The organism is Vibrio sp. 10N.261.52.A1 (genome assembly GCF_002876325.1).
Lineage (GTDB): Bacteria > Pseudomonadota > Gammaproteobacteria > Enterobacterales > Vibrionaceae > Vibrio > Vibrio chagasii.
This window is the reverse complement of record NZ_MCYD01001259.1, coordinates 1-2,577: the sequence shown is the minus strand read 5'-3', so window position 1 is coordinate 2,577 and position 2,577 is coordinate 1. Positions and strand designations below refer to the sequence as shown.

Sequence of the window (2,577 nt, the reverse complement as noted above, 5' to 3'; positions counted from 1 at the left end):
CATCATCAGCTGACCTTCCCACTGTGTATCCCACAGGTCGCCCCAGTTTTTCACTGAAGATTTGTCTAGCATGTCTGAGTTGATACCAATGCCCGTTGCACCCCAAATGTATGGGATAGAGTAGTTATTGCTTGGGTCAAATGGCTTATCTAAGTAGTTTGGATCCAAATCAGCAAAGTGGCTTAGCTTGGTTTTATCAAGCTCTTGAAGCATACCTTCTTTACGCATTTTAGAAACGAAGTAAGTAGAAGGAACCACTAAGTCATAACCCGTACCTTGAGTTTTTAACTTAGCGTACATGCTTTCGTTCGACTCGTAAGTAGAGTAATAAACCTTAATGCCCGTCTCTTTTGTGAAGTCTTCTAATACTTCATTTGGAATATATTCAGACCAGTTGTAAAAATACAGTTCTTGGTCAGCTGCGAAAGAGGGTGTAGAAAGTAAAGTAGCAGCACACAATGCGCCGGTATACAGTGTTTTTTTCATTACTGTTCCGTTCATTTGTTTGATTTGAAGTTGGGTAGTGAGCCCAAAGTAAAAGGATTCCTAAAAATCGCGATATATTATAGCAGCGATATAATAAAATAGGCAGCCTAAGCTGCCTATTCATTGATATTGTTGTTTTTAACCAATTAACTGTCGAGTAAGACTCGTCAAATAAGCCAGTTATTGACCCGCTTTAAGCTTCATGAAGTAATCTTCGTACTTCACGGTCTTATCGCCGACTGCAGCTTGCCATTCAACACGATCAAGGTCTTCTTGAGACGGGAACAGAGCAGGGCTGTCTTTGAACTTCTCGTTAGACGCTTTCACTGCGGTTAGGTAACCAGTATCACGAGAGATTTGCTCAGCGATTTCAGGGCGAAGTAGGAAGTCTATCATCTTGTGAGCCGCTTCTACGTTTGTTGCACCAGAGCTGATTGCGAAGTTATCGACCCAACCGATACCGCCTTCTTTAGGGAATACCAGTTTAATTGGTAGACCTTCGTTTTGAGCCGCTGCTGCAGAGCCGTTCCAAAGCATACCAAGGCCAACTTCACCAGACATGTATGGTGCGCCAGGGTTGTCTGAGTTAAATACTAGAACATTTGGCATTAGCTTTTGTAGCTCAGCGTAAGCTTCGTCGATCTCTTTCTCGTTGGTTGTGTTACCTGAGTAACCTAACTTGCGTAGTGCAATGTGGAACACTTCGCGAGTATCGTCCATCATCATCAGCTGACCTTCAAGCTCAGGCTTCCATAAGTCAGCCCAGCTTTGAAAATCTTCTGGATCGTACATGTCTGTGTTAACAGCCAAACCAGTAATAGCAACTACGTGTGGAATAGAGTAGTCGTTATTTGGGTCGTAAGGCTTATCTAGGTAGTTCGTATCTAGATTCTTAAAGTTGTTCAGCTTGGTTTTGTCGATCTTTTGAAGCATACCCTCATCACGCATCTTAGATACGAAGTAAGTCGACGGCACAACCAGGTCGTAGCCTTTGTTGTGTGTTTTTAGCTTTGCGTACAAGGTTTCGTTCGAATCGTAAGTCGAGTAGATAACCTTGATACCAGTCTCATCAGTGAACTGTTCTAGAATCTCACTGTTGATGTAAGGTCCCCAGTTCATGAATACCAATTCTTTGTTATCTTTTGCAAAAGACGGTGCAGATAACATTGAAAGCGCACATGCACTACCAGCTAATAGAGTAGCCCATTTTTTCATTGACGTTAGCTCCAAACTAAACGTTGCCCGAAGGCAGTAGATAGAAAAACAGAATGGCAATTTACCATTCTGTTTATGATTAACACTTTGTAGAACATGAAGTTTGTTAACTTCTTATCAAGTTAGTCTCTGTATAGAGTAGGAGACTTACTTAATTTTCTCTCTCGCTAATAACTGAGAAATAATCACCAGTACTAGCGACACCACTAACATCACTGTTGCTAGGGCGTTTACCTCTGGAGAGATACCCACTTTAACCATAGAGTAAATCTTCAGTGGCAAGATTTCATACGTTGGACCGGTTACGAAAGAACTGATAATCACATCGTCCAGAGACAGTGTGAAGCTCAATAACCAACCCGCAGCAACCGCAGGCTTAGCAAGAGGCAGGATGATCTGTTTTAGAATCGTCCATTCACTTGCACCTAAGTCTTTTGCTGCTTCAAGCATTTTCACGTCGAAGCCATTCAAGCGACTGTAAACCGTTACAACAACAAACGGCAAACAGAACGTAATATGCGCAGCAAGCAGGGTAAAGAAGCCTAGTTGCACACCCATTACTAAGAACAGAGCCAGTAACGAGATTGCCATTACGATGTCTGGTGACATCATTACGATGAACAACATGCCATTGACTACCCCTTTACCTTTGAATTGGTAACGGAATAGGGCTACGGCTGTCAGGCTGCCGACAATCGTTGCGGCTGTTGCTGAGAACACCGCTACGTTAATCGAGTGCCACGCAGCCTGCATTAGGCTGTCGTTGTTAATAAGTGCGTCATACCACTTGGTGGTGAAGCCACCCCATTTCATACCAAACTTGTTGGCATTAAATGAGTTCGCAATCAATACGATAATAGGTAGGTATAGAAAAGC

3 protein-coding genes are annotated in these 2,577 nt (G+C 42.8%); all 3 read right to left on the bottom strand.

Annotated elements, in window-relative coordinates; all coding sequences use genetic code 11:
- Positions 1 to 486 (bottom strand): extracellular solute-binding protein (locus BCT81_RS26580; RefSeq protein WP_133152740.1); only part of this gene is annotated, 486 nt, incomplete at its 3' end.
- A gap of 180 nt (positions 487 to 666) precedes the next feature.
- Complete coding sequence (locus tag BCT81_RS26575) at positions 667 to 1,701, bottom strand: extracellular solute-binding protein (RefSeq protein WP_102426405.1); 1,035 nt, start codon at positions 1,699 to 1,701, stop codon at positions 667 to 669.
- A gap of 147 nt (positions 1,702 to 1,848) precedes the next feature.
- A partial coding sequence (gene potC / locus BCT81_RS26570) for a spermidine/putrescine ABC transporter permease PotC (protein WP_241908281.1) occupies positions 1,849 to 2,577 on the bottom strand: 729 nt, incomplete at its 5' end.